This is a genomic window from Streptomyces sp. NPDC034049 (assembly GCF_055575575.1).
The window spans coordinates 73,212-97,229 of the sequence record NZ_JBVISJ010000022.1 but is presented as its reverse complement, the minus strand read 5'-3'; the positions used below and the strand labels follow the sequence as shown (position 1 = coordinate 97,229).

The following is a 24,018-nucleotide window of genomic DNA, read 5'->3' as shown; positions in this document are numbered from 1 at the left end:
GGTTCCCGCGCGGGCGCGGTGTGGAGACTCGACATCAGGGAAACGCAACCTCAGCCGGTGGGCACGACGGACGGGTGGGGTGGGAGGGGAACCGGGCGAGGCCGGTGGACCGGCCGGGGCGGGTGCCGGCGGCCGCGGCTACACGGCCATGCCGTACACGATGGTGAAGAGCGTGCCCAGTGAGCCGATGATGAAGACGCCGGTGAGGCCGGCGATGATGAGGCCCTTGCCCTGTTCGGCGCTGAAGGTGTCGCGGAGGGCGGTCGCGCCGATGCGCTGTTTGGCCGCGCCCCAGATCGCGATGCCGAGGCAGAGGAGGATGGCGACCGCCATCACGACCTCGATCATCACGCGTGCCTCGTTGCCCAGGTCGCCGAAAGGCCCCCAGTCCGGGGCGATTCCGCCGATGATGGTGGTGATGTCGCCCTTGTCGGCCGCAACGAACATGTAAGTCACCGCCCCTAGTGGGTAGTTCTGTTGTCCTGTGTGGTGTGCGGCACGTGCGCCGCCTCGGCGTCCGCTCCGCACGCCTCCGCGCGGGTGCGCAGAGGTCGGGCCCATTCTCGCCGACAATGAGGCTGTCGTATGTCGACTTGGCGTCATTGATTGGCGGGTTTCGTACGGATCCCTTGCCTCCGACCCGCGCGGGACCCTAACGGGGGGCGCGGAACGGTAAACGAAGGGCTGTATCGTCACTCTGTGTATCACGGCAGGTCACGCCGGGCAATGAGGATCAAGCGGAACCTGTGGTGTGGTTCCGTCGTTATTCCCCTCTTGTGGCCTCAAGGGCCGGGCCTGTCCCGCTTCTGACGGGATGTCGGTTCGGTTCGGTGTGGTCCGTGGGTTCGAGTGTGCCTGATGCGGGCGTAAGGGTCGTGTCTGGGGCCCGGGTGCTTCCTGGGGGGCGGGCTTTGGCCAAAAGCGCGTGGGATCGCGATCGCAATTTTGGTACGGCTGGCCTCACCCCTGAGAACTCCGTCCGCATGACGACCCCGGAGGGGGATGTCGTCTACCTCGACACCACGACGGTGGTCGTGCACAACGCGGACGGGACGGTACGGGAGTCCCTGGACGCCCTGCTTCGCCCGCGAGCCGACGTGGCACCACCCCGCCAGGGGCAATTCTCGCCACAGATACGCTGCCAGGCATGATCACCCGCCTTCGTCGTCTGCCGGTGCCGCGCGCGGCCTCGGTCCTTCTCCTGCTCACCCTCGTCGGCTGCGGTTCCGGCGAGGGGGCGGGTCCCGCCGACGACAAGCCCGCTTCGCGTGTCTCCTCTTCCGCTTCACCTCAGTCCTCGCCGTCCCCCACGTCCAGCGTGAACGAGGACGGCACGGCGAAGGCGGGGACCCAGGCGAAGCTCGGGGAGCCGACTCTGCTCCGCTATGAAGGGGGGACGAAGTCGGGGCTTCTCCAGGTCACTGTCACCGGCATCGAGAAGGGCAGCAAGGCGGATGTGGCCTCGTTGGGGTTGGAGGACGACGCCAAGAAGATGACGCCGTACTACGTGCGGGCGACCATCAAGAACGCGGGCAAGAACGATCTCTCCCACGCGCCTGTCGATCCGCCGGACGGCCTGCTCGACGACGGGACCGCCGCCCGGCAGCTCCTGGTCATCGGGACCTTCGCCGCTTGCGACTCCTACCCGAAGACCAAGAGCTTCCCGCCCGGAGCCTCGTACGAGACGTGCGCACCGGTTCTCGCCGACCCCGGCACCGAGGTCACGGGCGCGGCGTGGACGGGTCAGGGCTACCCCGACTTCCCGCCTTCGGCCGGCGTGACATGGACATCGTGAGGGCGAGTTCGCTCCCCTGGTTTCCGGCTGAGGGAGTGTCAGTGGCTGCGGCTACGTTGAGGGCATGAGTTCTTCTCTGAGTGTGTATCTGCTCGACGTGGCTGCCACCCGTGCGCTCGTCGGTTCCGGTGACCAGCAGCTGTTGGATGTCGTGCGGAGCGAGTTCGGGGACGATCTGGCGCGGGACGACGAGTGGTTCGCGTCCGAGATCGAGGACGGGGCTCCGACGGCGTACGAGGCGTTGCGGGCGGTCGTGCACGGAGGGCCGTTCGGTGAGGACAAGGAGCATGCCTTTCAGTACGGGTACGCGTACAAGCGGCTGTCTTCCCTCACCGGGTCGTTCCTGGACAACAGTTGTTTCACCCCGCACCGCGGCGACTGGCTGTCGGTGGTCGACGAGGGGTTGAGCGCGCTCGGGATCACCGCGGTGTCCGTGGAGGAGTTCGGGTACGGAGGTCTGCCGGCCCCGCTGCCGTCGACGTACATGCCGGGCTGCGGTGAGTGGAGGCACGAGCAGTGTCTCCGGGCGTTGGAGCAGTTCGAAGCGACGAAGGCGACGGGCGCGGAGCCGCCGCCGCTGGAGCCGGAAGTCGTGGAGGCGGTCACGCAGGTCCTTCAGTGGCTGCGGCACGCGGAGTCGCGACCCGGGTTCGGGGTGATCGGGTTCAAGTCCTGAGGGCAGCGGCTTTTCCCCCACCCTCGTAGCCTTCCGGCATGGGTGACTACTACGAGTTTCAGCTCAGTCTCGATCTTCCTGCGTCCCTTCCGGTCGAAGATCTCACCTTGTTGCGCTGGCACTTGGGTGAGAGAGGCAACGACAGGCACGGAGACGACGATGCCGGAGGGGGCCAAGGCGCGTACGAGTACCCGCTCTTGGCCGAGCGAGGGGCGGCCTGGCGGGTCGGCGGCGCCCTGGTGGGGGAGCTGTGCGGGCGGGAGCGGGGGTGGGCTCTGACGGTGCGGCAGGAGGTGCATCCTGACCAGTTCGACGACCTGCGGCGGCTGGTGGGCTGGCTCGGGGAGCGCACCAGCACGGCAGGAGTCGTGGGGCACGTCCGCTTCTACGAGGAGTGGCTGCCGGATCTGCTGATCGTGGAGGCCGGTGTCGTGAGCCGTATGACGCCGAGTGCCGGGCTTCAGGCCGACGGGATCTTCGAGCTTCTCTAGCCTGCTCGGTCATCTGAGGGGTCGGGTGGCCGGTCGGTGTCGCTTTGCTCAGGCTTCCGGCTGCCGCACCGTCGGCTCGAAGCCCTCGACCCCCTCCACGAAGTGGTCGAACTCGCCTGCCTGGACGCCCAGTACGAACGCGTCCCACTTGCGGCGGTTCGTCGTCACGACGGTGTCCGGGTCGCTCGTCTCGCGGATATAGACGGGGGCCTCGGGGTCGTCGTCGCCGTTCCCCTCACCGAAGGCGAGTTCGATCCAGGGGCCGGGGCCGGTGGCGTCGTCGGGGGCGGCGCGGATCCAGTCGAGGTCCGGGGGGATGTCAGGCACGGGTGGGTTCCTTGTCGAGTTTGAGTGCGTGGAGGAGGGCTCGGAAGGAGGAGGGGGTGGTGGTGAGGGTGGATCGGGTGGGGTCGGCGGATTCGGTGAGGTGGATGGTGGTGGGGCCGGTGGATATGTGGACGCAAGCCTCGCCTTCGCTGCAGTAGGAGGACTTCTGCCAGGACGGTTTCATGGGCGTTCCCTCACAGGTCTCGCATCACGTTGTGGATGAGGTCCCGGGTTTCGGCGGGGCTGAGCGCGATCGCCTCGATCCGGTCGAAGAGGGTCCGGTACTTGTGCAACTGGGCCTCGGCGTCGACGAATGTGGCGCCGTGGGACTGGTCCAGTTGGATGGTGTCCAGCTGCGGTACGGGGCCGTGCAAGTAGTAGATCGACTGCCCCGATCCGGGATAGGCGCCGACGTCGAAGGTGATGGCGCGCAGGGTGACGTGGTCGCGTTCGCTCATGTCCAGCAGGTGCCGCAACTGCTGACGGGCGATCGTGGGGCCGCCGACTTTCATGCGGAGGGCCGCCTCGTGGACAGTCGCCGCATAGGGAGTGGGGTTGTCCTCGCGGAAGAGGATGGCCTGCCGCTTGATGCGGAACGAGAGCCGATGCTCGATGTCGGGCGGCGAGAGCTCGACGACCGCCTGGCGGAAGATTTCGAGCGCGTACTCGCGGGTCTGGAGCAGCCCAGGGATGCGGGCCGTGGTCGTGCTGCGCAACGAGTGGGCGTGGTGCTCCGCTTCGGCCAGGTCGAGCAGACCGCTGGAGAGCAGCTCGCGGTACTCCTCCCACCAGCCCCGCTTCCGGTCAGGTGCCATGGCTGCCAGCGCCTCGACCAAAGCCTTGTCCGAGCAGTCGTAATGGCAGGCGATCGTGCGCAGGCGCTCGACGCCCACGCCCACGCGTCCGGCCTCCATGTTGCTGACCTGCGTCTGTCTGATGCCCAGGAGTTGACCGGCCTCCGTGGCGCTCAGACCCGCGCGCTCCCGGAGTTTGCGCAGCTCTGTGCCGAAGCGGAGCTGTCTCCCCGTCGGGTTGGTCCTCACGGGCCTGCCCGCCTCCTCGCTGTCGCTGGTCACCCACATGAGTGGTAGTGAACGAGATCATAGGTAACTGATGAATGTGTTTACTGTTCGCCGCTACCTTGGTGCTCAGGAGCAGTATCCGACCAACTCCCCTCTGTAATCGGAGACTTCCATGACCACCGTATCCCCGTCCTGGAACTACACCCTTCGTCTCCCTCGGGACCCCCGATCCCCCGGCGTCGGCCGCGCCACCCTCCGGGTTGTGCTCGACGCCCACGGTCTCTCCGAGCTCACCCCCACCGCCGAACTGCTGGCCGCCGAGCTGCTCGCCAACGCTCATCGGCACACCGCGCAGGAGTACGCCCTGAGGGTGCTGGAGATCGGCGGGAGGCTGCGCGTGGGGGTGTGGGACCGGGACTGGCGGGTGCCGGTGGGGTTCACCGAGGACGCCCGGCCCGTCGACCTCGACGCCGAGTGTGGGCGTGGGCTGAAGCTCGTGCGCGCCTGCTCCGAGGGGCGGGGTGTGGCCGTGTTGCGCGACCTCGGTGTCTCGCAGGGTGGGAACCTGCTGTGGGTCGACTGTGGTGCCGTTGAGTGATCATTCCCCCGGGACCGGTGCCGCTCTACACTTGCTCGCGGTGGACTGGCGCGCGGTGAGGGGCGGTTGACGGTGCGTAAGGCGTGGATCGTGGTGATCGCTGCCGGCAGTGCCGGGCTCGCCTTCGTGATGGTGCTGGTCGTGGGTGTCTATCTGGTCGCGGGGAATCTCGCCGCCGGGATCGGCGGAAAGTCGGTCGGGCTGGCCAAGGGGGCTGTTCCCGCCGCTTATCAGTCGCTCGTACAGAAATGGGGCAATCTGTGCGAGGCCATCAATCCGGCCCTGCTCGCCGCGCAGCTGTACCAGGAGAGCGGGTTCAATCCGAAGGCGCAGAGCCCCGCCGCCGCGCAGGGGATCGCGCAATTCATTCCGGGGACCTGGGCCGCGCACGGACTGGACGGTGACGGGGACGGCGACCGTGATGTCTGGGACCCGAATGACGCGATTCCATCGGCCGCGTCGTACGACTGCTCGCTCGCGAAGTACGTGAAGGACGTACCCGGTGATCCGACGGCGAACATGCTCGCTTCCTACAACGCGGGGGCGTACGCCGTGATCAAGTACGGGGGTGTTCCGCCGTACAAGGAGACCCAGAACTACGTCAAGACGATCACGACCCTGTCGGAGAGTTTCGCGGCTCCCACGACCCGGGTCGATCCCAGCGAGCAGGCGGCCGGGGCCATCGCGTACGCGCAGAAGAAGCTCGGAACGCTGTATCTGTGGGGCGGTACGGGCACCGCTGAGCAGGGCGGACGCTTCGACTGCTCGGGTCTGACGCAGGCGGCGTACGAGAGTGTGGGGATCACGCTGCCGCGGGTCGCGAACGATCAGTACAACGCCGGGCCGCACCCCTCGCGCGAGGAGCTGCTGCCCGGGGATCTGGTGTTCTTCTCCGACGACCTCACCAACTCGCGGGCCATTCGGCACGTCGGGATCTATGTCGGAGGTGGATACATGATCGACGCGCCGCGGACGGGGGCGGTCATCCGGTTCGACCCGATTGACACCCCCGACTACTTTGGTGCGACCCGGGTAACCGAAGATGGCGCGAAAGCGCTGCCTACGGCGGTCTGACAACGCCGTAATTCTCCGTGAACCACTGCCCTGAGCTGCGCAGACGTGTCTCTCTTCGATAACGTCTGCGTGATCATTCGGTGGAGGGTGGAACGCATTGAGAAGGAGTGTGCGTTCCTATTTGACGTAGCGCGTCGACGCACACGCGGAAGCACTACGTACACCACGGGGGTGGCAAAGCGCGGCGCACGTACGGTGCGGTCGCGAGAACGATGACGAAAGGGCCGCAGCACGATGGCTGGACTCGCCGCGCATGCCGCTACCTCACTGGCCGCTGAATCCGGATCGAATCCCGACGTCGAGCTGCTCTACGACATCAATGGTCTGGCCAAGGACGCGCCGACCTGGCTCGACCGGGTGATGGAGTTCGTGGGGGAGTACGGGCTCCTCTTCGCGATGGTGCTGCTGATCCTGTGGTGCTGGTGGGGCGTGCGGAAGCGGGGCGGGGAGGATGCCGCCGCGTCCGTGGCCGCGTTGGTGTGGGCGCCGCTCGCCGCCGGGGTCGCCGTGCTGGTGAACGTGCCGATACGCGGGTTCGTGGAGCGGCCCCGGCCCTTCCTCGATCACGAGGGGCTGGAGGTGCTGGTCTCCGGCAAGACCGACTACTCCTTCGTGAGCGATCACGCGACGCTGATCATGGCGATGGCGGTGGGGCTGTTCGTCGCCAACCGGAAGTTCGGGATGGTCGGGCTGGTCATCGGGCTGCTGGGCGGGTTCATCCGGGTCTACATGGGTGTGCACTACCCGACCGATGTGATCGGCGGGTTCGCGCTCGGGACCGCGGTCGCGCTGTTGCTGTCGCCGCTCGCCATGGCTCTGCTCACGCCGCTGATGAAGGCGGTGGAGCGGTCGGCTCGGGTGGGGTGGATCGTGCGGGCTCGGGGGCGTGACGGAGGGCGTGCGGTGATTCCGGGGGCGCGGGTCGAGTCGGCTTCCGCGGAGGAGCGGGATTTGGCGGCCTGAGGGCTGAGGGTTCGCCCGGGCTCTTTTCGCCCCCGCCGCCCCTACCCGTCCCATCCTCCAGGGGCTGCGCCCCTTCGACCCCCTCCTTTGCTGCTCGTCCTTGACTCCCGTCTGCGGGTCGGTGGGGGCTGGTCGCGCAGTTCCCCGCGCCCCTTGAGGGGCGGGGGCTACAAGGCCTGGGGGAAGGTGAAGAAGCGGTTCGGGTCGTACTGCTTCTTCACCGTGGTCAGGCGGGGGGTCGCTTCGCCGTAGTAGGCCTTTTTCCAGTCGGTCAGGGTGGGGTCGGTGTAGTTCTGGTAGGCGGCGCCGGAGGCGTGGCGGGTCATGGACTTGTGGGCCGTGGTGAGCCAGGACTGGGCCGCCGTGCCGGCGGTGCCGGCCTTCCAGGAGGCGAGGTACTGCGCCAGCATCCGGGAACGGCGGTGGACGAAGGCCGTGGCCGTGGGGGAGACCCGGTTGACCTGGCCGCCGAGGGCGGTCAGGGCGATGCTGCCGGCCCCGCCCTTCACGCCCGTGATCTGGGTCAGCAGGGTCTGGACACCCGCCGAGTCGATCGAGCGGTCGAAGAAGTCCGAGCGGGCGGCGTACGTCTCCCGGCGCAGCGCGCCCTGCGGGCTGCGGCCCGGGGTCGAGCCGGGCAGATGGCACTTGGCGTCGGTCGAGAAGGAGCCACAGCCGGCGTAGCCCTCCATGGCGTCCTCGTACGAACGGCGCTTCAGGGAGACGCTGCGGGCCGGGGTGCCGACGCGGTCGGCGAGGCGGTCGAGGGCGTTCTCCAGGTCGCCGTAGGAGCCGAGGGAGAACGCGGCGACGGCGACGGTCGGGCTGCCGCCGTTCTCCAGATGGCAGGAGGACCAGATCTCGTCGGCCTGGGCCGGGCCCCACTCCTGCCAGGCCTTCAGTACGGCGGCGGCCTTCGACCACGGCCAGGTGAGGTAGGCGGTGACGCCCTGGCGGGCCGGGTGGGTCCTGAAGCGGAGTTCGGTGACCACGCCGAAGTTGCCGTTGCCCGCGCCTCGTAGGGCCCAGAAGAGATCTTTGTTGGTGGTGGCGTTCGCTGTGAGCTGCTTGCCGTCGGCCGTGATCAGCGTGGCCTGGGTGAGGCTGTCGCAGGTCAGGCCGTAGGCGCGGGAGGTGACGCCGTGGCCGCCGCCGAGGGTGAGGCCGGAGACGCCCACGGTCGGGCAGGAGCCGGCGGGGATGGTGACGCCCTTCGCGGCCAGGGCGCGGTAGACGTCGATGAGTTTGGAGCCGGCGCCCACGACCGCCTCGTTCGCGGAGGCGCGGACCTTGTTCAGCTTCGAGACGTCTATGACGAGGCGGCCGTTGCCGGAGGACCAGCCGGCGTAGGAGTGGCCGCCGTTGCGTATCGAGACCTTGAGGGCGTGGGCCCGGGCGTAGGCGAGGGTCGTGCGGATGTCGTCGGGGTGGGCGACATAGGCGACGGCGGTGGGCTTCAGGGTGTCGAAGCGGGTGTTGTAGAGCTGGCGGGCCGTGGACCAGGCCTTGTCGCCGGGGCGGACGAGGGGGCCGTCGAGGTCTCGGGCGAGGGCGGACCAGTTGGCGGTGGTGGGGTTCTTGGCGGTGCCGCTGGTCGTGGTGGTTGTGGTGGTGGTGGTGGTGCTGCGCAGGGAGGTGTCTGTGGCGCGCGTGCCGGGGGTGGGGGCGGTGCAGGCGGATGCCGTGAGGGTGGTGCTGATCGCGGCTGCGCCGCCGAGGAATGTGCGCCGTTCCATGTGGGTCTCCCGGTGCGCCGTGTGTGGGTTCGTGGAACGAGACGGGGTGGGTGGGGTGCGGGTTCCCAGGATCCGCGCCTTGGCTGCGCGCTCGGCTCCGCGCCTCGGCTCCGCCGTGGAGCGCCTGAGGGGTCGGGGGTGCGTGTGCGTCGCCGGCCATCCGTTCGTCGTGGCTGGTCGCGCAGTTCCCCGCGCCCCTGAGGGGCTTGCGGGCCGTGGAGACGGTGCGTGTTCGTTGTGGCTGGTGGCGCGGTTCCTCGCGCGCCTGGGGGGCGCGCAGGGGACTGGGCGTTTCTTCTGTCGAGCGGAGGGCGTGGAGTGGTGGGGAACTGGGGATGGTTCCTCTCTGTAGCTGGGTGAGTGCGCAGAGTCAGGAAATTGAGGGAGGGGTGGTGAGGTGTCGGGACCCTCGCGTGTTCTGGCCGTGAGCGTTCCGTTACCTCACCGCACTGTCGGCAGGGGTTCACTCGCCGTTCACTTCCGTCCATTGGCGGCTTCACCTGATCTGCCTAATTTCGGCCTTACCCGGTGCGGGATGTGGACCGAAATGCGGCCTCACAGCCCGTGACGACAGCAGTCTGAGGGACCGAAGGCATCAGCGGAACGGTTCCCGAGGCTGATACGACGACTTCGCACGCCGCCACGTGGACGGCGGCTCCTGGAAGGAACCCCCGAAAGTGAAGCTTCAGCGCAAGAACCGGCTGCGCGCCCTTTCTCTCGGTGCTGTCGCCCTCACCGGCGCCCTGACCCTCACCGCGTGCGGGTCCGACGACACCAGTGGTGGCGCGAGCGGCACGGGCGAGAGCACGGCCGCCGCCGGCAACATCGACTGCGGCGACGCCAAGGGCCAGCTGCTGGCCGATGGCTCCTCCGCGCAGAAGAACGCGATCGACGCCTGGGTGGCGCAGTACCAGAGCACCTGCAAGGACGTCGTGATCAACTACAAGGGCAGCGGCTCGGGCGCGGGCATCACCGCGTTCACCCAGGGCCAGGTCGCCTTCGCGGGTTCCGACTCGGCGCTCAAGCCCGAAGAGGTCACCGCCTCCAAGAAGGTCTGCACCGGCGGCCAGGGCATCGACCTGCCGATGGTCGGCGGTCCGATCGCCGTCGGTTACAACGTCCCGGGTGTCGACAACCTGGTCCTGGACGCCAAGACCCTCGCGCTGATCTTCGACAGCAAGATCACCAACTGGAACGACAAGGCCATCAAGGCGCTCAACCCCGACGCCGAGCTGCCCGACCTCAAGATCCAGGCCTTCCACCGCTCGGACGAGTCCGGCACCACGGACAACTTCACCAAGTACCTGATCGCCGCGGCCCCCGACAACTGGAAGTACGAGGGCGGCAAGGCCTGGCAGGCCAAGGGCGGCCAGTCCGCGCAGGGCTCCTCCGGTGTCGCGCAGGGCGTGAAGGAGACCAAGGGCGCCATCTCCTACATGGAGCTCTCCTACGCCAAGGACGGCATCACCACGGTCGACGTCAAGACCGGTGCCGCCGAGCCCGTGAAGGCGACCGTCGAGAACGCCACCAAGGCCATCTCCGAGGCCCAGGTCGTGGGCACCGGCAAGGACCTGGCGCTGAAGCTGAACTACACGCCGACCGCCGAGGGCGCCTACCCGATCACCCTCGTCACCTACGAGATCGTCTGTGACAAGGGCAACAAGGCGGACACCCTGCCCGCCACCAAGTCCTTCCTCACCTACATCGCGTCCAAGGACGGCCAGGCGCTGCTCTCCGAGGCCGGGTACGCCCCGATGCCCGAGGAGATCATCACCAAGGTCCGTACGACCATCTCGGAACTGAGCTGACCCGAGTGCGGTCCGGTCCCCACCGGGACCGGACCGCACCGTCCGGTGCACCGCCGCCAGGAGTCTCCCGCCACCGCGGACGGCTCCGCCCCGAGCCGCCGCCCCCACGGCGACGGCTCCGCAGACCGGAGAACCCGATGGACATATCGCTCAAAGACACTCCCGCACCCCACACCCCATCGCCTGCCGAGACGGCAGAGGACAAGCGTGCCGCCCGTGGCGTCACGCGCCTCGGCGACCGCGTCTTCCTCGGCCTGTCCCGCGGGTCCGGCATCTTCCTGCTGGTGCTCATGGCGGCCATCGCCGTGTTCCTCAGCTACCGGGCCGCGCTCGCCATCAGCAAGGACGAGGCCAACTTCTTCACCACCTTCGAGTGGAACCCCACCGCCGTCCCGCCGGTGTTCGGCATCGCGGTCCTGGCTTTCGGCACCGTCGTCTCGTCGGTCATCGCGATGGCCATCGCGGTCCCGGTCGCGGTCGGCATCGCGCTCTTCATCACGCACTACGCCCCGCGCAAGCTGGGCGGCCCCATCGCGTACGTGGTCGACCTGCTCGCCGCCGTGCCGTCCATCGTGTACGGCCTCTGGGGCATCCTGGTCCTCGTACCGCAGCTCGACGGTCTCTACGGCTGGCTGAACGACTACCTCGGCTGGACCGGCATCCTCGACTGGCAGGGCGGCGCCCCCCGCTCGATGCTCACCGTCGGCATCCTGCTCGCGATCATGATCCTGCCGATCATCACCAACGTGAGCCGTGAGGTCTTCCGCCAGGTCCCGCGGATGCACGAGGAGGCCGCCCTGGCCCTCGGCGCCACCCGCTGGGAGGTCATCCGCATGGCGGTGCTGCCCTTCGGGCGCTCCGGTGTCATCTCCGCCTCGATGCTCGGCCTCGGCCGCGCGCTCGGCGAGACCATGGCCGTGGCGATGGTCCTGTCGTCCAGCTTCGAGATCAACCTCAGCCTGCTCGACCCGGGCGGCGGCACCTTCGCCCAGAACATCGCCAGCAAGTTCAGCGAGGCCACCGAGATGGGCCGGGACGCCCTCATCGCCTCCGGTCTGGTCCTGTTCGTCATCACCCTGCTGGTCAACGGCGCGGCCCGGCTGATCATCGCCCGCCGCAAGGAGTTCTCGGGGGCCAACGCATGAGCAACGCAACTCTCTCCCCGAAGGGCCCGAGCACCCTGCGTGCCGCGTCCCTGCCCAAGTGGTTCCCCTGGGCGGTCGCCGCCGGCTCGGTCGCGCTGGGCCTCGGCATCAGCGCCGCGATCGGCCTCGAAAGCTCCGTCCAGTGGGCTCTGATCGCCGGCATCCTCTTCGTCCTCGGCTCGTTCGCGATCGCCGCGCGCGTCGAGGGCAAGCGACAGGCCAAGGACCGGGTGGCGACCAGCCTGGTCTGGGTCGCGTTCCTGCTGGCGGTGCTCCCGCTGGCCTCCCTCATCTGGGAGACCATCAGCCGTGGTGTGAAGGTCCTCGACGTCTACTTCCTCACCCACTCGATGGGTGTGGTCGCCACCTCCCAGCCCGGCGGCGGCATCTACCACGCCATCCTCGGCACCCTGGAGCAGGTCGGCATCGCCGCCGTCATCTCCGTGCCGATCGGTGTGCTGACCGCGATCTACCTGGTCGAGTACGGCCGGGGCAGGCTCGCCAAGGCCGTCACCTTCTTCGTCGACGTCATGACGGGCATCCCGTCGATCGTCGCGGGCCTGTTCATCCTCAGTACCTGGATCCTGATCCTCGGCATGGGCCCCTCCGGCTTCGCCGGCGCGATGGCGCTGACCATCCTCATGCTGCCGGTCGTCGTCCGCTCCACCGAGGAGATGCTCAAGCTCGTCCCGAACGAGCTGCGCGAGGCCTCGCTGGCGCTGGGCGTGCCGAAGTGGCGCACCATCCTCAAAATCGTGCTGCCCACCGCGATCGGTGGTATTACGACAGGTGTGATGCTCGCGGTCGCCCGTATCGCCGGTGAGACCGCTCCGGTCCTGCTGCTGGTGTGGGGTTCGAACTACATCAACGCGAACCCCTTCTCCGACCCGCAGGCCTCGCTGCCGATGTACATCTATCTGCAGTTCCAGCAGAGCGGCGGTTCCGGAGCGGCGTACGACCGTGCGTGGGCGGCCTCGCTGACGTTGATCGCCTTCATCATGATCCTGAACCTGGCGGCCCGCGGCATCGCCCGTTGGAAGGCCCCCCGATGACACTCACGCGGCGTCGCCGCGCGCCCGGTCGCTGACGCGGCCACCAGCGACCAGATCCCCGAATTCCCCGCGAATTCCTCGCGAAAGAAGCAGTGATTCCCATGGCCAAGCGAATCGACGTCAGCGGCCTCAACGCCTACTACAGCTCCTTCCGCGCCATCGAGGACATCTCGATGGCCATAGAGCCCCGCACCGTGACGGCCTTCATCGGCCCCTCCGGCTGCGGCAAGTCCACGTTCCTGCGCACGCTGAACCGGATGCACGAGGTCACGCCCGGCGGCCGTGTCGAGGGCAAGGTCATGCTCGACGACGAGAACCTGTACGGCGCCGGGGTCGACCCGGTCTCCGTGCGGCGTGAGGTCGGCATGGTCTTCCAGCGTCCGAACCCGTTCCCCACGATGTCGATCTACGACAACGTGGCGGCGGGTCTGAAGCTGGTCGGCGGCAAGAAGAAGTCCGAGCTGGACGACATCGTCGAGAAGTCCCTCAAGGGCGCGAACCTCTGGAACGAGGTCAAGGACCGGCTGAGCAAGCCGGGCTCCGGTCTCTCCGGTGGTCAGCAGCAGCGTCTGTGCATCGCCCGCGCGATCGCGGTCGAGCCGAAGGTGCTGCTCATGGACGAGCCGTGCTCCGCGCTCGACCCGATCTCGACGCTGGCCATCGAGGACCTGATCAGCGAGCTGAAGGAGCGCTTCACGATCGTCATCGTGACGCACAACATGCAGCAGGCGGCGCGTGTCTCGGACCGTACGGCGTTCTTCAACCTCGCCGCCGTCGGGCAGCCGGGCAAGCTGATCGAGATAGACGACACGGAGCGGATCTTCTCCAACCCGTCCGTGCAGGCCACGGAGGACTACATCTCCGGCCGCTTCGGCTGAGCCGTGCGCCGGGCGGTGTCCCGGCCGGCCTCCCCGAACCCCTCGCGGTGCTGCATGGCGGTGCCGCCGCGAGGTAGATAAAGGGCCCGCCCCCGGCTCCCGGGGGCGGGCCCGTCCGCTGTCCGGCACGGGTGCGCGGCAGCGGGAGGTCGGGGCGTCAGAGGACGGCCAGGTTCACGATCCAGAAGCTCGTCGCGGCGACCAGGGCCGCGGCCGGCATCGTGATGAACCAGCCGAGGATGATGTTCTTGGCGACGCCCCAGCGGACGGCGTTGATGCGCTTGGTGGCGCCGACGCCCATGATCGCCGAGGTGATGATGTGGGTCGTGGAGATGGGGGCCTTGAAGATGAAGGCCGTGATGAACATGATCGACGCGCCCGTGGTCTCGGCGGCGAAGCCCTGCGGCGGGTCGAGTTCGATGATCTTCCGGCCCAGTGTGCGCATGATGCGCCAGCCGCCCGCGTAGGTGCCGAGGGAGAGCATGACCGCGCAGGCGATCTTCACCCAGACCGGGATCGGGTCGCCGTAGTCCTCGACGTCCGCGATGACCAGGGCCATCACCACGATGCCCATCGTCTTCTGGGCGTCCTGGAGACCGTGGCCGAGGGCCATGCCGGCCGCCGACACGGTCTGCGCGATCCGGAAACCGCGCTTGGCCTTGTGCGGGTTGGCGCGGCGGAAGATCCACATGATGGCCGCCATCACCAGATAGCCGACGACCAGGCCGACCACCGGGGAGATGAACATCGGGATGACGACCTTCTCCAGCACGCCGGACCAGTAGACCGTCGTGCCGCCGGCGAGGGCCGCGCCGACCATGCCGCCGAAGAGGGCGTGCGAGGAGGACGACGGGAGGCCGAAGTACCAGGTGATCAGGTTCCAGGTGATCGCGCCGACCAGGGCCGCGAAGAGGATGCCCATCCCCTTGGAGCCCTCGGGCGTGGAGATCAGGCCCTCGCTGACCGTCTTGGCGACGCCGCTGCCGAGGAACGCGCCGACGAGGTTCATCACCGCGGCCATCGCGAGGGCCGCGCGCGGCGTCAGCGCGCGCGTCGACACCGAGGTCGCGATGGCGTTCGCGGAGTCGTGGAAGCCGTTGGTGTACGTGAAGAAGAGCGCGACGCCGATGGTCACGACCAGAGCGAAGGTGTCCATGAAGGGTTCAGGACTCCTTGACGGCGATCGTCTCCACCGTGTTGGCCACGTGCTCGAAGGCGTCCGCCGCCTCCTCCAGCACGTCCACGATCTGCTTGAGCTTCAGGACCTCGATGGCCTCGTACTTGCCGTTGAAGAGCATGGCCAGCAGCTTGCGGTGGATCTGGTCGGCCTGGTTCTCCAGGCGGTTGACCTCGATCCAGTACTCGGTGAGGTTGTCCATGGTGCGCAGGTTGGGCATCGCCTCGGCCGTCAGTTCGGCGGCGCGCGCCAGGACCTCGATCTGCTGCTCGACGCCCTTGGGGAGTTCCTCGACGTTGTAGAGGACGACCAGGTCGACGGCCTCCTCCATGAAGTCCATGATGTCGTCGAGGGAGGACGCGAGGTTGTAGATGTCCTCGCGGTCGAAGGGCGTGATGAACGAGGAGTTCAGCTGGTGGAAGATCGCGTGCGTGGCGTCGTCACCGGCGTGTTCCGCTGCCCGCATCCGCTCCGCGATCTCGGCCCGGGCGGACGCGTCCGCTCCGAGCAGTTCCATCAGGAGCTTCGAGCCCGTGACGATGTTGTCCGCGGAGGCGGCGAACATGTCGTAGAAGCTCGTCTCCCTGGGGGTCAGACGAAAGCGCACGTGGGGTCCTCGGTATGCATGGGTTTCGGTCAGGCTGATGCTAGGCGCATCATCCGGCCACGGCTAATGGGCCGTCCCCCAGTGTCGCCCATCAGACAGACGGGTCGGCATGGGGGCTGCCCGCAGGGCGTATACCCGCCAAAGTTCGATACGATATACCCGGTAGGGGTATATGTCTGGAGGCTGCGATGACGACCACAGGGGCCGGAGCCGGGGTGCCCCCCGCCGTCGACGGTGTGGAGCCGGGCGTGGAACCGGGAGTGGTGACCGACCACGACCGTGGAATCCACGGGTACCACGAGGAGAAGGGCGAACACCTGAAGCGCCTCAGGCGCATCGAGGGGCAGATTCGCGGGCTCCAGCGGATGGTCGACGAGGATGTCTACTGCATCGACATACTCACCCAGGTCTCCGCCTCGACCAAGGCCCTGCAGTCCTTCGCGCTGCAGTTGCTGGAGGAGCACCTGCGCCACTGCGTCGCCGACGCGGCGCTGAAGGGCGGTGCCGAGATCGACGCGAAGGTGGAGGAGGCCACGAAGGCGATCGGCCGGCTGCTGCGGACCTGAGGGGCGAGGGGCGGGGGCCCGTCGACGTGGGCGGTTTTCGGCCACCGGGTGCGGGCTTCCGGCACGGGTGTGCACCCGGGCCGGTCGGACGCGGTCGGCGGGTGGGTGACAGCGCCCCGTCGGACGCGTGCGGGCGCCGGCGCCCGGCGGACCGGAGCTAGCGGGGCCGTTCGCTGTCGTGGGTGCGTTCTTCCCAGACGCGCAGGACCTCGTCGATGCGGTCGGGGCTCAGGCGGTCGCCGTCGGTGGCGGAGGCCGCGATGATGAGGTCGCCGCAGAGTTCGATCTCGGCGAGGGCCACGTGGTCCTGAACCGCCGTACCGCCTGCCGGAGCCACGTGCATCACCTCTTCTCTGCCGTCACCGACTCCTAGGGTAGGCAGCGGCCCACAGCCCGCGCATGGCACCAACGGACCATTTCCGGCCCCGCGCGGTCCGCCGCGTCCGGGGCTACTCCTCCGCGATCTTCCCGGCGTAGATGTCCTCCGGCCGCGGCAGGCGTACGGCGACGGGGACGCCGAAGTCGAACAGCAGGGTCGTCGAGGCGACCGCGACGGTGCCCTGCCCGCCGCCGTTGACGAAGCTGAACCGGTGGCGGACCTTGCGGATGCGGCCCTCGTCGTCGAGGTAGGCGTCGAAGGGGACGCGGGCCGTGGCGAAGCCCCGGGCGGCGGCGCGCAGCGGGGCCCGGTTGCCCTCGGAGGCGGCGCGCGAGGCGATCGTGAGGTCGGCGGTGCCGCGGTAGTGACGCACCCGGACGCCGTCCACCTCGCTCTCCCCGATGAACTGCGCCGTGCGCGCCCCGCGCAGCACCTCGGCCGCCGCGAACGGGTCGGTGGCGCCGCCGGTGACGAGATTGCCGTCGGAGAGGGTGCCCGTGTCGACGCGGACCCATTTGTCGGCGGGGACGCCCGCGCCCCGGTTCTTCATGAACAGGGCGCCGGGGGCGAGCAGTTCGGTGATCGGGCGGTGCTCGCTGCGGCCGGCGGGGTCGTACGGCAGGGACACCTTGAGCCGGCCGCGCTGTCTGCCGTAGTCGTAGACGCCCTCGCCGTAAATGGTCACCCGGGTGCCGCCGGTGGCCATCTCCATCTCCGTACGGGCCTTGGAGCTGCCCGCGCGGACGAGGGCGGGGGCGGCGCGGTGCATGAGGTCGACGGGGTCGGAGGGGAGGGGGTCGTCGGTGAGGCCGGTGACGGCGCAGCCGGTGACGCCGGTCGCGCCGGCGATGAGTCCCGCCGCGACGAGTGCCGCGCCCGTCCTGCTGTGCCGCCGCGTCACCATCGCCTGCCGATCCCCTGCCGGGTTTGCCGGGTTCCTGTGGTCGTTTCGGATAACGACGGTCGGGGGAGGTCGTCACGCCGGGAGGGTGCGCGGGGAGGGTGCGGGGCGCCTGAGGGGGTGGGGGCGTCCGGTTCGTCGGCGGGTGCGGGTGCGGCGGGGTTGCTCGCGCAGTTCCCCGCGCCCCTTCACGGGCTTCGCCCGTTCATGGCGCCGGGTCCTGCGGGGCGTGGGGTTGGTTGCCTTGGGTAGCGTTGTCGGTGTGGTGCATCAGGACGAGCCAGAACCGCAGCGGCACCGTACGACCACCGTCGATCAGGGCCGCTTCTGCGTGGCGCGCTGTACCTGCGGTTGGCGCGGGCCGGCCCGGCGGGCGCGGAGTCTGGCGCGCAGTGACGCGGAGGGGCACGCGCTGAGCGGGGTCTAGGGCCGGCCCCTCCGACCTGGCTCCCCGCGGCGTATGGCGGAGTGTCAGGCGGCCGGCTCTACGCGTGGCGGAGGGTCGCCGGGAACTCGTCGACCAGTTCCCGGTCGCGCGGCTGGGTGAGCCGGTCGCGGGCGGCGTCCGGGGCCAGCCAGAGGATCCGGTCCACCTCGGCGGCGGGGGCGAAGCGGCCGCCGGTCGCCCGGGCCGCCCAGTAACGCACAGTCTCGGCCCGGCCGTTGACGAAGTAGTGGGCCGTGGGCAGCCGGGGCCCCGGCGCGCACCGGTGGCCGGTCTCCTCCTCGACCTCGCGCAGCGCGCCCGCGAGGGGGTCCTCGGCGCGCTTCAGCTTGCCCTTCGGGTGCGACCGACGGCGAGGCCGAGCAGGGCGAGGAAGCGGAAGCCCTTTCGCTCGTACCGGACGGTGAGCCGACGGCAGCCGGACAGTCAGGCGATCGACCGCCCGTTCTTCCAGCGGTGGAACCGAGCCCGGAACCGCCGGTTCGAGCCGGGCGGCACCCCGTGATCCGGCTGGTGACCCCGCCCTTCCCGAGAGCGGGCCGAGGGCCGGAATCAAGCACCGACACGACCGGCAGAGTGAATAACACACATCTCGCACCTCGTTCGGTCTCCTACGCATATGTACTTTATTGGGCTATTGCTAGCTTTTGACTGGTTGATGACGGCTCATCATCATCGGCAGGCTCCCGCCCTGACCAGGACTCACCATGGAGGCGGGGATGCCCTTGTGCCGGTGCGGCTGAGCTCAATGACGACAAGAAAGGCCAGTCTCATGACAGTCGTGGACGCACCACCTCCGCCGCGAGGCAGACCCCGTATACACCGCCGCCTCAAGGCGCGTCTCGCAGTGGTGCCTGGAGTGGTACTGCTGGCCATGGCCACTCTGGCCTGGAACACCACCGCGCAGGCAGCGGAGCCCCCCGTTCCGCTGGGGACCGCCGAGAGCTACGCGATCCTGGCCGGTTCGACGATCACCAACACCGGCGACTCCGACATCATCGGCGACGTGGGGCTCAGTCCGGGCACCTCCGTGACGGGGTTCCCGCCCGGAGAGATCTTCGGCGCCCTGAACATCGCCAACGGCGCGGCTGATCAGGCGAAGCTGGATCTGACCACGGCCTACAACAACGCGGCCGGCCGAAGCGGGACCGCCGTTGCGGTCGAACTCGGCGGACGGGTACTGGGGCCCGGCGTCTACTCGAACCCGACGTTGGGAATCACCGGAGAACTCACGCTCAATGCCCAGGGTGACCCCAACGCCGTCTTCATCTTCCAGACCACAGAGACGCTGATCACCGCTTCGAACAGCAGCGTCAGACTCATCAACGGTGCGCAGGCCTGCAACGTGTTCTGGAAGGTGGGCAGTTCCGCCACTCTCGGGACAAATTCAGACTTCGTGGGCACCATCATGGCCCTGGCATCCATCACGCTGAATACGGGCGCCGACGTCCAGGGCCGAGCACTTGCGCAGAACGCCGCGGTGACGCTGGACAACAACGACATCACGAGGCCGTTCTGCGTGACCGGGCCCGCCGGCCCCAGTGGTCCTCCTGGACCCACGGGACCAGCCGGCCCCAGCGGACCTGCCGGTCCCACCGGGCCCGCCGGTCCCTCCGGGCCTGAGGGCCCCCCGGGAGACACCGGTCCCACCGGGCCTCCCGGATCAGTCGGACCGACCGGGCCTGCCGGCCCCAGCGGTCCTGCCGGATCGGTCGGACCCACGGGACCTGCCGGACCGACCGGTCCTGTCGGGCCCACCGGGCCTGTCGGACCTGAGGGCCCCAAGGGAGACACCGGACCTCAAGGTCCTGAAGGGCCGCAGGGTCCTGAGGGGCCGCAGGGTCCTGCGGGACCCGGCGGTGGCCACGACGGCCACGACGGCCACGGGGACCACGGCGGTCACAAGCACCACTGCTCCAAGCACGAGGGTCCTCCCCCCTGGGAGGAGGACGGGAAGGACTGGCCGTGGAAGGCCAAGCCCAAGGCCAAGTCCCAGGCGAAGTGTGAGGACTGAGCGACACCATGGCCTCATCTCCTTGAGGAGGCCTGCGAAATGAGCGAGGGGCGCCCTCCCCGGGGGCGCCCCTCGGCTTTGAGCGTGGACGGCTCACCCGGCCGGGCCCCGGCCCTGGTCGGGGCATCCCTCACGCACCACGGGAAGGACTCGCCGGCGCGCACCTTCACACGCGAGCCCGCCCTCTAACGGTCCGTTCCTGTCCTGTGCAGCGCTTCGAGGAGCGAGGACACCACGGTTCGGTCCCTCTCGTGCGTGAGCCGCTGTGTCGCGGCCTCAGGAGGCAGCCAGAGGATGTCGGAGACTTCGCTGTTCGGGGTGAATGTGCCGCGCTTCGCTTCGGCCGCCCAGTAGCGCACTTGCTTGGGGCGCCCCTGGTGGTCGGTGTAGTGGACGGTCGGGAGTTCCGGGCCGAGGGCGCATCGCATGCCGGTTTCCTCGAGTACTTCGCGGAGGGCGCCGTCGCGAGCGTCTTCGTCGCGCTTGAGCTTGCCCTTCGGCAGAGACCAGTCTGACCACTTCGGCCGGTAGACCAAGGCCAGCTCGATGCCCCCGCCGGAGGACGACCGGCGCCACAGGGCGCAGCCTGCGGCACGTACCAGTGGTGTGATGTCCATCAGTACCTCGATCTCGTCATGCCTCTGACCTGCGGGTTCTTTCACCGTGATGAGCGGTGCCACGACTCGTCGTACTTCGGCCGGTGGACCAGGCAGATCTCGATGTCCCCGCCCTCGGGGGAGTGGCGCCACAGGACGCAGCCGGCCGCCCGGACGACGGTGTGCGCGGCCTCCGGGGCGTTGCCGGGATTCTCGGTCACGACGTGCTCACCGCCTCCTTCTGCCAGCACTGCTGGAACGCGAACCGGGATGCCTCCACTTCGTGGCGCTGGTCGGCGTGCAGGACGCCGAGGGCGTAGGCCGTGGCCGGGGCGATACGCGGGGTGCGGGCGGCGGCCGCCGCGGCGGAGGCGGCCTCGCTGGCGTCGCGGTGGCGGTTGAGGGCCTCGCCGGCCGCGAGGAGGCGTACGTCGACGGGGACGGCCTCGGGGTGCAGGACCTCCAGGGCGTAGCGGTGGAGGCGCAGCAGGAGCCGTACCTGGTGCCAGGGGGCGTCCTGGGGGTGGGGCGAGGTGTCCGGGGAGAGCCCGTGGATGAGGGCCTCGGCGTTGTAGGGGTGGCCGGCGCTGTGCAGCGGCAGACCGGTGACCGCGTCGCGGAGGCGGTCGTGCGCGGCGGTGGCGAGGGGGCCGAGGTCCGTGGCGGCGGCGCCGGGGGTGAGCGGGACCTCGCTGGCGAGGACGGCGACGCTGTCGGCGACGGCGTGGAAGCGGCTGGAGCCGAGGGCCTGGAGGGCGGCCGAGTGGGCCCGGGTGCGGGCGAGGGTGAGCTGGCGGTCCAGGAGGGCACCGGCTTTCGCGGCGCCGACGGTGAGGTTGCCGCGGTCGGGGGTGGGGTGGGGGTGCGGGGCTGCCGGCGCGGCCACCCGGGCCGCCCCGGCGGCACGAGCGCCCGCGGCGGGGTGGTGGGGGCTGCCCTGGGCCGGAAACGTGGTCGCTCCTGACAGGCGGTTCAGGGCGGTGACCAGGCGGTCGAGGCGGGCCGCGTAGGCGTGTTCGCGGCCCAGCGTGCCGGAGAGCCAGGCGAGTTCGGGGCGGAGGGACTCCGACCAGTCGGCGTCCAGCAGGGGCCGGAAGGTGTGCAGCGTGCCGCTGATGCGGCGGGCCGAGCGGCGCAGGGCGAGCGCCGCGTCGGTGGACTCCTCGGCTCCGTGCGCCGTGGCCCCACCGGTCTCCCGGTGGGTGCGCAGCGCGCGGAGGAACTCCGTGGCCCGCGCCCGCAGATAGCCTGCGACGGCCTCCGCGGGTGCGGCCGTGGGGTTCGTGGGGTCAAGGTGTCGCTGTGCCACGCCGGCGCCTCCGGGCGTCAATGAGCATCTCCTGGACGTTGCGCAGGGGCTGTCCGTCCGCGTCGGTCGAGTGCCGGGTCCACTCGCCGTCGGGACCGAGGTGCCAGGAGGAGGTCGTTTCGGACATACCGGTCTCCAGCAGGCGGTTGAGTGCCGCCCGGTGGGCCGGGTCGGTGATCCGGATCAGGGCCTCGATCCGGCGGTCGAGGTTGCGGTGCATCATGTCGGCGCTGCCGAACCACACCTCCGGCTCGCCGCCGTTGCCGAAGCCGAAGATCCGGGAGTGTTCGAGGAAGCGGCCGAGGACCGAGCGGACCCGGATGTTCTCCGACAGGCCCGGGACGCCGGGCCGTATGGCGCAGATGCCGCGCACCCACACGTCGACCGGGACACCCGCCTGCGAGGCCCGGTACAGGGCGTCGATGAGCGCCTCGTCCACGATCGAGTTGACCTTGATGCGGACGTACGCCGGACGTCCGGCGCGGTGGTGCTGGACCTCCTTGTTGACGCGGGCGATCAGCCCGTCGCGCAGGGACTTGGGCGCGACGAGGAGGCGGCGGTAGGTCTCGCGGCGCGAGTAGCCGGAGAGCCGGTTGAAGAGGTCGGAGAGGTCCGCGCCGACCTGCGCGTCGGACGTCAGGACGCCCAGGTCCTCGTAGAGCCGTGCCGTCTTCGGGTGGTAGTTGCCGGTGCCGACGTGGCTGTAGCGCCGGAGCGTGTCGCCCTCCTGACGGACCACCAGGGACAGCTTGCAGTGGGTCTTCAGGCCGACCAGGCCGTAGACCACGTGGCAGCCGGCCTCCTCCAGCCGCTTGGCCCACTTGATGTTGGCGTGCTCGTCGAAGCGGGCCTTGATCTCGACCAGGACGAGGACCTGCTTGCCGGCCTCGGCGGCGTCGATGAGCGCGTTGACTATGGGGGAGTCGCCGGAGGTCCGGTACAGGGTCTGCTTGATCGCGAGGACGTCCGGGTCCTCGGCCGCCTGCTCCAGGAACGCCTGCACCGACGTGGAGAACGAGTCGTACGGGTGGTGCAGCAGCACGTCGCGGTTGCGCAGGGCGGCGAAGATGTCGGGCGCGGACGCCGACTCGACCTCGGCGAGGTCGCGGTGGACGCCCGCGACGAACTTGCGGTACTTCAGCTCCGGCCGGTCCAGGGAGGCGATGCGGAAGAGGCCGGTGAGGTCCAGGGGCCCGGTCAGCGGGTAGACCTCGGACTCCTTGATCTTCAGCTCGCGCACCAGCAGGTCCAGGACCTCCTGGTTGATGTTCTCCTCGACCTCCAGACGCACCGGCGGCCCGAAGCGGCGCCGCATCAGCTCCTTCTCCAGGGCCTGGAGGAGGTTCTCGGCGTCGTCCTCCTCGACCTCCAGGTCCTCGTTGCGGGTGACCCGGAAGGCGTGGTGCTCCAGCACCTCCATGCCCGGGAACAGCTCCTCCAGATGCGCGCCGATCACGTCCTCCAGCGGGACGAACCGGCCCGGGGAGGCCTCCAGGAAACGGGACAGCAGCGGCGGCACCTTGACCCGGGCGAAGTGCGAGGTGCCCGTCACCGGGTTCTGCACGCGCACGGCCAGGTTCAGCGAGAGACCCGAGATGTACGGGAAGGGGTGGGCCGGGTCGACGGCCAGCGGGGTGAGGACCGGGAAGATCTGGTGGCGGAAGAGCGTGAACAGGCGGGCCTGCTCCTTCTCCGCCAGCTCGCTCCAGCGGACCAGGTGCACGCCCTCCTCGGCCAGCGCCGGGGCGACGTCCTCGTGGAAGCAGGCGGCGTGCCGGGCCATCAGCTCGCGCGAGCGGGCCCAGATCATCTCCAGCACCTCGCGCGGTTGCAGGCCGGAGGCGGACCTGGTGGCGACGCCGGTGGCGATGCGCCGCTTGAGACCGGCCACCCGGACCATGAAGAACTCGTCGAGGTTGCTGGCGAAGATGGCCAGGAAGTTCGCTCGTTCGAGCAGCGGCGTGTTGGGGTCCTCGGCCAGTTCCAGGACGCGCTCGTTGAAGGCGAGCCAGCTGCGCTCCCGGTCGAGGAAACGGCCCTGGGGCAGCCGTTCGCCGCCCTGTTCGTCCTCGTCGTACGCGTCGAGGTCGGCGTCGATGTCGGGTTCCAGGTCGGACACCACGGCCGACACCGTGTGCGGACGGTGACCGGTTATGGAGCCGACGGACGGCTGCGCGTGCTGGACCTGGGCTGCCTGGGCGTTGGACTGGCTCATGGAACCATTGTTCCGCGCCGCGAGCATCACAGGCGCGTCGGACAGGGCCGGTGGGAGTGCGGGGGCGCGCGAGGAGGCGTTCGCGGCGGTGTTCTCGGCGATGTCGGCGTCGATGCGGGCCACGACCTCGACGACGTCGGCGGTGTGGCGGGGGGCGACGGGCGCGGGCGTGCGGGGGTCGTCCCCCGTGCTGTTCCCGTTGCTTGGGCCGCTGCGTGGGGGAGGCGAGGGCTCGGGCACGACG

General features: G+C 69.4%; 26 protein-coding genes. 12 read left to right on the top strand and 14 right to left on the bottom strand.

The features are described 5' to 3' along the window. Positions 1–138: 138 nt before the first annotated feature. Positions 139–447, bottom strand: coding sequence for a hypothetical protein (locus tag ACZ52C_RS38895; protein WP_033525053.1), 309 nt, complete (start codon positions 445–447; stop codon positions 139–141). Positions 448–1,147: 700 nt separating this feature from the next. On the opposite strand from ACZ52C_RS38895, the gene ACZ52C_RS38890 reads away from it, so the two are divergent. The 3 genes from ACZ52C_RS38890 to ACZ52C_RS38880 all read left to right on the top strand — a co-directional run bounded on the left by ACZ52C_RS38890 (position 1,148) and on the right by ACZ52C_RS38880 (position 2,962). Further along, positions 1,148–1,795 carry a hypothetical protein gene (locus tag ACZ52C_RS38890; RefSeq protein ID WP_469079260.1) on the top strand — a complete coding sequence of 216 codons (648 nt, stop codon included), beginning with the start codon at positions 1,148–1,150 and terminating at the stop codon, positions 1,793–1,795. 64 nt (positions 1,796–1,859) lie between these two features. Then, complete coding sequence (locus ACZ52C_RS38885) at positions 1,860–2,471, top strand: DUF7691 family protein (RefSeq protein ID WP_469079259.1); 612 nt, start codon at positions 1,860–1,862, stop codon at positions 2,469–2,471. A gap of 197 nt (positions 2,472–2,668) precedes the next feature. Further along, positions 2,669–2,962: a hypothetical protein gene (locus tag ACZ52C_RS38880; protein WP_469079258.1), complete on the top strand. Its 294-nt coding sequence runs from the start codon at positions 2,669–2,671 to the stop codon at positions 2,960–2,962. A 48-nt stretch (positions 2,963–3,010) separates the two neighbouring features. Here ACZ52C_RS38880 and ACZ52C_RS38875 read toward each other — a convergent pair whose 3' ends face one another. Genes ACZ52C_RS38875 through ACZ52C_RS38865 form a run of 3 tightly spaced genes read right to left on the bottom strand, consistent with a single transcriptional unit; the run spans position 3,011 to position 4,332 of the window. After that, a complete protein-coding gene (locus ACZ52C_RS38875; protein ID WP_469079257.1) occupies positions 3,011–3,289 on the bottom strand; it encodes a DUF397 domain-containing protein in 279 nt (92 codons plus the stop codon). Next, positions 3,282–3,473, bottom strand: a complete 192-nt coding sequence (locus tag ACZ52C_RS38870; protein WP_469079256.1) for a DUF397 domain-containing protein — start codon at positions 3,471–3,473, stop codon at positions 3,282–3,284. The genes ACZ52C_RS38875 and ACZ52C_RS38870 overlap by 8 nt, the downstream gene beginning before the upstream one ends. Before the next feature lie 10 nt (positions 3,474–3,483). Continuing rightward, entirely contained in the window at positions 3,484–4,332 is an 849-nt protein-coding gene (locus ACZ52C_RS38865; protein ID WP_469079271.1) for a helix-turn-helix domain-containing protein, read from the bottom strand. A gap of 151 nt (positions 4,333–4,483) precedes the next feature. Between ACZ52C_RS38865 and ACZ52C_RS38860 the strand changes: the two genes are divergently transcribed. From ACZ52C_RS38860 to ACZ52C_RS38850, 3 genes are all read left to right on the top strand, one after another. Continuing rightward, positions 4,484–4,909, top strand: coding sequence for an ATP-binding protein (locus ACZ52C_RS38860; protein ID WP_469079255.1), 426 nt, complete (start codon positions 4,484–4,486; stop codon positions 4,907–4,909). Between the two features lie 66 nt (positions 4,910–4,975). Beyond that, positions 4,976–5,983 carry a C40 family peptidase gene (locus tag ACZ52C_RS38855; protein ID WP_177261865.1) on the top strand — a complete coding sequence of 336 codons (1,008 nt, stop codon included), beginning with the start codon at positions 4,976–4,978 and terminating at the stop codon, positions 5,981–5,983. A gap of 234 nt (positions 5,984–6,217) precedes the next feature. Then, complete coding sequence (locus ACZ52C_RS38850; RefSeq protein WP_469079254.1) at positions 6,218–6,946, top strand: phosphatase PAP2 family protein; 729 nt, start codon at positions 6,218–6,220, stop codon at positions 6,944–6,946. A gap of 167 nt (positions 6,947–7,113) precedes the next feature. Here the strand turns inward: ACZ52C_RS38850 and ACZ52C_RS38845 are convergent, their stop codons facing one another. Continuing rightward, positions 7,114–8,682 carry an FAD-binding oxidoreductase gene (locus tag ACZ52C_RS38845; RefSeq protein WP_469079253.1) on the bottom strand — a complete coding sequence of 523 codons (1,569 nt, stop codon included), beginning with the start codon at positions 8,680–8,682 and terminating at the stop codon, positions 7,114–7,116. Positions 8,683–9,359: 677 nt separating this feature from the next. Here ACZ52C_RS38845 and pstS point away from each other — a divergent pair. The 4 genes from pstS (at position 9,360) to pstB (ending at position 13,565) form a co-directional block, all read left to right on the top strand. Then, positions 9,360–10,490: a phosphate ABC transporter substrate-binding protein PstS gene (pstS, locus tag ACZ52C_RS38840; RefSeq protein ID WP_469079252.1), complete on the top strand. Its 1,131-nt coding sequence runs from the start codon at positions 9,360–9,362 to the stop codon at positions 10,488–10,490. A 137-nt stretch (positions 10,491–10,627) separates the two neighbouring features. Next, positions 10,628–11,635: a phosphate ABC transporter permease subunit PstC gene (gene pstC, locus ACZ52C_RS38835; RefSeq protein WP_469079251.1), complete on the top strand. Its 1,008-nt coding sequence runs from the start codon at positions 10,628–10,630 to the stop codon at positions 11,633–11,635. Continuing rightward, positions 11,632–12,687 (top strand): phosphate ABC transporter permease PstA, encoded by a 1,056-nt coding sequence (pstA, locus tag ACZ52C_RS38830; protein WP_469079250.1) that lies wholly within the window; start codon positions 11,632–11,634, stop codon positions 12,685–12,687. The genes pstC and pstA overlap by 4 nt, the downstream gene beginning before the upstream one ends. A gap of 101 nt (positions 12,688–12,788) precedes the next feature. Further along, the gene (gene pstB, locus ACZ52C_RS38825; protein WP_319105408.1) at positions 12,789–13,565 is read left to right on the top strand and encodes a phosphate ABC transporter ATP-binding protein PstB; all 777 of its coding nucleotides are present in this window, start codon (positions 12,789–12,791) and stop codon (positions 13,563–13,565) included. Between the two features lie 157 nt (positions 13,566–13,722). On the opposite strand, the gene ACZ52C_RS38820 is transcribed toward pstB, so the two are convergent. Continuing rightward, positions 13,723–14,721, bottom strand: a complete 999-nt coding sequence (locus tag ACZ52C_RS38820; protein WP_469079249.1) for an inorganic phosphate transporter — start codon at positions 14,719–14,721, stop codon at positions 13,723–13,725. 7 nt (positions 14,722–14,728) lie between these two features. Further along, positions 14,729–15,349 (bottom strand): DUF47 domain-containing protein, encoded by a 621-nt coding sequence (locus tag ACZ52C_RS38815; protein WP_045555910.1) that lies wholly within the window; start codon positions 15,347–15,349, stop codon positions 14,729–14,731. A 188-nt stretch (positions 15,350–15,537) separates the two neighbouring features. Between ACZ52C_RS38815 and ACZ52C_RS38810 the strand changes: the two genes are divergently transcribed. After that, positions 15,538–15,915 carry a metal-sensitive transcriptional regulator gene (locus ACZ52C_RS38810; protein WP_469079248.1) on the top strand — a complete coding sequence of 126 codons (378 nt, stop codon included), beginning with the start codon at positions 15,538–15,540 and terminating at the stop codon, positions 15,913–15,915. 157 nt (positions 15,916–16,072) lie between these two features. On the opposite strand, the gene ACZ52C_RS38805 is transcribed toward ACZ52C_RS38810, so the two are convergent. The 3 genes from ACZ52C_RS38805 to ACZ52C_RS38795 form a co-directional block, all read right to left on the bottom strand. Then, positions 16,073–16,258 (bottom strand): hypothetical protein, encoded by a 186-nt coding sequence (locus ACZ52C_RS38805; protein ID WP_469079247.1) that lies wholly within the window; start codon positions 16,256–16,258, stop codon positions 16,073–16,075. A 106-nt stretch (positions 16,259–16,364) separates the two neighbouring features. Continuing rightward, positions 16,365–17,198, bottom strand: coding sequence for an SCO4651 family lipoprotein (locus ACZ52C_RS38800; protein ID WP_469079246.1), 834 nt, complete (start codon positions 17,196–17,198; stop codon positions 16,365–16,367). 482 nt (positions 17,199–17,680) lie between these two features. Further along, complete coding sequence (locus ACZ52C_RS38795; protein WP_469079270.1) at positions 17,681–18,058, bottom strand: NUDIX domain-containing protein; 378 nt, start codon at positions 18,056–18,058, stop codon at positions 17,681–17,683. Positions 18,059–18,514: 456 nt separating this feature from the next. Between ACZ52C_RS38795 and ACZ52C_RS38790 the strand changes: the two genes are divergently transcribed. Then, positions 18,515–19,654 (top strand): ice-binding family protein, encoded by a 1,140-nt coding sequence (locus ACZ52C_RS38790; protein ID WP_469079245.1) that lies wholly within the window; start codon positions 18,515–18,517, stop codon positions 19,652–19,654. A 185-nt stretch (positions 19,655–19,839) separates the two neighbouring features. Here ACZ52C_RS38790 and ACZ52C_RS38785 read toward each other — a convergent pair whose 3' ends face one another. From ACZ52C_RS38785 to ACZ52C_RS38770, 4 genes are read right to left on the bottom strand one after another with little or no spacing between them, the layout of a single operon-like run. Next, complete coding sequence (locus ACZ52C_RS38785; protein WP_469079269.1) at positions 19,840–20,271, bottom strand: NUDIX hydrolase; 432 nt, start codon at positions 20,269–20,271, stop codon at positions 19,840–19,842. 41 nt (positions 20,272–20,312) lie between these two features. Beyond that, a complete protein-coding gene (locus ACZ52C_RS38780) occupies positions 20,313–20,471 on the bottom strand; it encodes a hypothetical protein (RefSeq protein WP_469079244.1) in 159 nt (52 codons plus the stop codon). Beyond that, positions 20,468–21,559: a CHAD domain-containing protein gene (locus tag ACZ52C_RS38775; RefSeq protein ID WP_469079243.1), complete on the bottom strand. Its 1,092-nt coding sequence runs from the start codon at positions 21,557–21,559 to the stop codon at positions 20,468–20,470. Before ACZ52C_RS38775 ends, ACZ52C_RS38780 begins: the two co-directional genes overlap by 4 nt. Next, positions 21,540–23,774: an RNA degradosome polyphosphate kinase gene (locus tag ACZ52C_RS38770; RefSeq protein ID WP_177261870.1), complete on the bottom strand. Its 2,235-nt coding sequence runs from the start codon at positions 23,772–23,774 to the stop codon at positions 21,540–21,542. Before ACZ52C_RS38770 ends, ACZ52C_RS38775 begins: the two co-directional genes overlap by 20 nt. Positions 23,775–24,018: the final 244 nt, after the last annotated feature.

Bases quoted from the DNA above. Each gene is read 5' to 3' on its own strand.
- ACZ52C_RS38810 (WP_469079248.1), top strand. From the start codon at position 15,538: ATGACGACCACAGGGGCCGGAGCCGGGGTGCCCCCCGCCGTCGACGGT.
- pstC (WP_469079251.1), top strand. From the start codon at position 10,628: ATGGACATATCGCTCAAAGACACTCCCGCACCCCACACCCCATCGCCT.
- ACZ52C_RS38890 (WP_469079260.1), top strand. From the start codon at position 1,148: ATGATCACCCGCCTTCGTCGTCTGCCGGTGCCGCGCGCGGCCTCGGTC.
- ACZ52C_RS38860 (WP_469079255.1), top strand. From the start codon at position 4,484: ATGACCACCGTATCCCCGTCCTGGAACTACACCCTTCGTCTCCCTCGG.
- pstA (WP_469079250.1), top strand. From the start codon at position 11,632: ATGAGCAACGCAACTCTCTCCCCGAAGGGCCCGAGCACCCTGCGTGCC.
- ACZ52C_RS38895 (WP_033525053.1), bottom strand. From the start codon at position 447: ATGTTCGTTGCGGCCGACAAGGGCGACATCACCACCATCATCGGCGGA.
- ACZ52C_RS38785 (WP_469079269.1), bottom strand. From the start codon at position 20,271: ATGGACATCACACCACTGGTACGTGCCGCAGGCTGCGCCCTGTGGCGC.
- ACZ52C_RS38850 (WP_469079254.1), top strand. From the start codon at position 6,218: ATGGCTGGACTCGCCGCGCATGCCGCTACCTCACTGGCCGCTGAATCC.
- pstB (WP_319105408.1), top strand. From the start codon at position 12,789: ATGGCCAAGCGAATCGACGTCAGCGGCCTCAACGCCTACTACAGCTCC.
- ACZ52C_RS38770 (WP_177261870.1), bottom strand. From the start codon at position 23,774: ATGAGCCAGTCCAACGCCCAGGCAGCCCAGGTCCAGCACGCGCAGCCG.
- ACZ52C_RS38805 (WP_469079247.1), bottom strand. From the start codon at position 16,258: ATGCACGTGGCTCCGGCAGGCGGTACGGCGGTTCAGGACCACGTGGCC.
- ACZ52C_RS38885 (WP_469079259.1), top strand. From the start codon at position 1,860: ATGAGTTCTTCTCTGAGTGTGTATCTGCTCGACGTGGCTGCCACCCGT.
- ACZ52C_RS38790 (WP_469079245.1), top strand. From the start codon at position 18,515: ATGGCCACTCTGGCCTGGAACACCACCGCGCAGGCAGCGGAGCCCCCC.
- ACZ52C_RS38800 (WP_469079246.1), bottom strand. From the start codon at position 17,198: ATGGTGACGCGGCGGCACAGCAGGACGGGCGCGGCACTCGTCGCGGCG.
- ACZ52C_RS38870 (WP_469079256.1), bottom strand. From the start codon at position 3,473: ATGAAACCGTCCTGGCAGAAGTCCTCCTACTGCAGCGAAGGCGAGGCT.
- ACZ52C_RS38845 (WP_469079253.1), bottom strand. From the start codon at position 8,682: ATGGAACGGCGCACATTCCTCGGCGGCGCAGCCGCGATCAGCACCACC.
- ACZ52C_RS38820 (WP_469079249.1), bottom strand. From the start codon at position 14,721: ATGGACACCTTCGCTCTGGTCGTGACCATCGGCGTCGCGCTCTTCTTC.